Raw genomic sequence first — 3,943 nt, 5'->3', positions numbered from 1 at the left:
CGTAGTGGAATCCATCATGTCTGCTACTCTGGAACATGCAGAGAAGGTCATCCCGGCTGTTGTGCAACTCAGCAATGGCCTGGGGGTGTAAAAGACACCTTGCCGTTAATCAACGGGTGATAGGGGCAGCCTAAAAGCTGCCCTTATTTTTTGGCAAAAAGTCCAGTCATAACAAATTCCAACTATTTCCTTATTTGCTCAAAAAGGGCACTTCCACAGCCCATGTTTATGCACTCCCTCCCGTAACCTCCAGCATTGGGTTCTTGTAACTCAAAACGAATGGAGAATGCGATGATCAATTTCAAGCCTAAAATTCCGGCGATGCTTGGGGCTCTGGCGGTTCTTACCGCTGGTGCTGCTCATGCAGAGCTGCTGGAATACACCTTTAAGGCTCCAGATGGTACGCAACGGTCTCTGACTCCGAATGCCAACTATGCCAACCCAACGGGCAATATCTCGTTTGCCTTGAGTGCCGGTATCGACCGAAAGGTAAAGATTTCGGTGATTCGGTCGGATGGAACAGTGGTTTCGACAGCGACCAGCCACCTTCTTGGGGCTACTGATCGCATCACAGTGGGTGGAAAATCCTACTATGGTGCGGAACTTCAACTACCGGCTCCTTCCGAGGGAGTCTACAAACTAAGGGCCGAAATACTGGCGTCAGACGGAAGTTCCGTTCAGACTGATGAATACCCGCTTCAAGTCGATACGACAGCGCCAAGTTTGGCAAACGTGACAGTAAAAGGGGAATGGAACCGGGCGCTTTCTGATGGAACGCTACTGCGAGGTCCTCACCGATTTTCAGGTATAGATGTGTCTGCATCTGATGCCGGTTCTTCGGTTTCCTCTATACAGGCGTATGCTGTAGATAGCAAAGGCAAGAGGAGTCCTGTTGTCTCGGTTAATTACGCCAACGGCCAAGGCCAGTTGTTGAACTGGAGCACTGTGTTCCCTAATGGGGAGGATCTATATACGCTTCATTTCGAGGCCCTGGATAAAGCAGGGAACAAAGGGTCAATAGCCTATCCTATTGCTTGGGATTCAGTAGGTGCAAAGTCTGGAGAGAATCCTGAGCCAGTAGCAGTGTATGACCCTAAGAACCCGCAGGCCTCAACTTTTAAGGTTAATGGTCAGGCCCTATCAGGTTTTGCGCCTTATCAGAACGGAATGACCATTTATTCCGATACCTACAGGGTGCTCTACCGGATACCCAAAACAAACTCCTATCCTTCTTCACCTTACGGTGCTCAAAGCGGTAACTGGTGTGATTATAAAAACTGTATTGAAGGCAATATCATTGCCGAAGACGGTACATATGATTATCGGCAGACGCAAGCTGATGTATTCCAGCAACATGGGACAAAAACTAAGTCGTTTATTATTTACGACTGGGTTATGAACTCTCTTGGTGATACATCCGTCAGTGTGAAAGCTGATCCATCGGTTAGCTTGGCTCCCATCGGTAAGTATGTTGAATATCTTAGGGATGATGGTCAGTGGGTCCGCGGTGAAACCATTAATATGAGCTCAGTTAACCATTATAAAAAACTGAGATTTCATGTTGAGCCGAGACCTTACGCTCAGGAGTTATGGGGATCTTGGTTGCCTACTACTAAAATTCCGGCAAATGCTTCTTATGCAGAAGTGGATACGGATATATCGTTCAGTGGGCGCTCATGTTCATGGCCTGGATATTGGTCTCGACCGGAAGGGAAGCCTGAACTTCCGTCTGATCGGATTGGGGCAACGTTCTGCTATGACTTTAACCCTCCTGAAATTGCTGGGGTAGAACGAAATGGGCGGATTTTTAAAGCTCATTTCCGTGAGCCTGATTCATTTGACGGTTGGGGGGTTAACCAGTGGGTTATTTCTAACAACTCAAGTGCGTCTGCGATAACCTCGACTGGCGAAGAACGTCCGTTGTCTCGTACTGAAGTTCTTCGTAGTAGCACAAATGATTGGTTTTTCACATTTTCTGCTGAGAATCTGTCAGAGGGCACATATACCGGCATATCTCTCGTAGCTAAAGATGCTTTCGGTAATGAGGTTAAGCAGGTATTCACTGGCTCACAATATGCTATGAGCATAGATAATTCAGCGCCGACACTAACTGTATCGATCAGTGATGGAGCACCAATCCAGTCTTTGGATGATGTTGTAATCACCTTGACTGATACTGCCGACCCGAGCCCCAAGCTGACCTCTATTGCCCTCGTCGGAGGCCCAGCCGATGACAAGGTTCAGTTGTCCTGGCGCGAAGAGTCGAAAGGGCGATTCCGCCTTGAGTACCCGGTAATGTTCCCGTCTTTGAAGGAAGGGGAATCTTACACGCTGACTGTTTCCGGTGAGGACGCACAAGGCAACGCGGTTCAAAAGGCTGTTGGCTTCGAGTACAAACCTCGTCAGGTAATGCTGGCGGATGGGATGGATGGCAAGGTCATGGTCCCCGCTGTCACTCATGAATTTGTTCATGCAGATGGCAAGCGGATCATCGAGACCAAGCCGCTGACGCTCAGTGATGGTGCTGTCGTGACAGGTTCATACGACGTGTTTGCGACCCTCCGTTCTGATGCGAAAGTGCCGCTGGTGGTGAATGGGGTGCGTATCGAGCCGGGCCAGACAATGGGGATCATGAGCCAACATGATTTCGGTGCGTCAGGTGGTCGTTTGAGCATTCCGGTTAAACCGGCTGTTCCTGATGTGGTCGGCTCTTCCAGTCTTCTTGTCATGACCTCCGCGCCGAACTCACCCATCTTGGTTGTGGACATCAATACCTGGAAAGGGACGGCCAAGCTCTCGGCTGAATCATGGACAATTCGCCAGGTTATTGACCCGGTGAAAATCTATGCCCTGCCAGAGTCGGGTGTGCCTTGCCGGTTCACCACGAAAGAGGATGTGGCTATGGCCGCAGACCCAATTCGTGACCCGGTGTGTTTGCTCCAATGGGACAGAACTCCGGATGAGGCTGAACAAACTACGCAGGACAACAACGGGATGAAAGTTGCCGGGCTGGTGGGGCAGGCTGTGAGCATTGGTGAACAACCTGTCGAATACAGCCTGTACCTGTTCAGTGGTGACGGTTCCAAGGTAAAAGTTGGGTCTGGCTCTCAGAACCTGACGGTAACTACTGCCTATGGCTCTGTTGGTTACACCCCGATTGATGACATTGCTCAGGTGAATCGCGTCATTGAAGACTTTGATGTGAACTTCAAGCAGAGCAAAGGTCCTGACTGTTCAATCACTCTCAGTGCTGACCGTGCGAAAAACGAGGCCGCGAACAAAGCTGTTGGCAGTGCAAGCCGCACCTGTCTGTTCGAGTGGCAGCAGATCCCCGATGGACTGGTCCAAGACCCGTTATCGGAATCTCCTTCGTTGTCAGGTTCCCTGGCCGAGAACGGTGATCACCCTCTGGGGTGGCGGGTAAGTATTTTCACCCGCAATGGCACTCGGGTGACGTTGAACGACGAGACTTTCAATGTTGAAGCCGTTGATCCACCAGCTCCGACCGTTGAACTGGCCTCCGACTACAACTTCAAGGACAACATCTACATGGTGCCGATGACAGGTAACTACCTGGGTGATGCCATTATCAACTCTGAACGAGCTGATCTGGATATTGCCATATCGCGCAACTCGGATGTTCTTGAGTCTGAGACCTTCATTCCGGGATGGGGTGCCACCAATAAGGTGTATCGCCGCATCAATACCGATGAGCGAGCGTTGTGGGAAGAAACCACCTACAAGGTGAACGCAGCCTACAACAAGGTTCCTGATGTGAAGACTGAGGTTGTCTACCGGGCTATCTCTGCACCTTCTGACAGCATCCGTCCTATTGTTGAGGTTGAAGGTGATACCGCGATTGATACCCAGGCATTGCCGGTTAGGGTTCTCATCCGTGATCAGTACAAACCTGATGGTGACTATGACGCCAACACGATGGGGG

1 protein-coding gene is annotated in these 3,943 nt (G+C 50.3%); it reads left to right on the top strand.

The features are described 5' to 3' along the window. Positions 1-291: 291 nt before the first annotated feature. Positions 292-3,943, top strand: a 3,652-nt coding sequence (locus BHE89_RS11565; protein WP_128860498.1) for an Ig-like domain-containing protein, incomplete at its 3' end; no start/stop codon positions are given.

Origin of the sequence: Shigella sp. FC1967 (assembly GCF_001743005.1) — a bacterium.
In the GTDB taxonomy this organism is placed as follows: domain Bacteria; phylum Pseudomonadota; class Gammaproteobacteria; order Enterobacterales; family Enterobacteriaceae; genus Proteus.
This window is presented reverse-complemented; position numbering and strand designations above follow the sequence as displayed.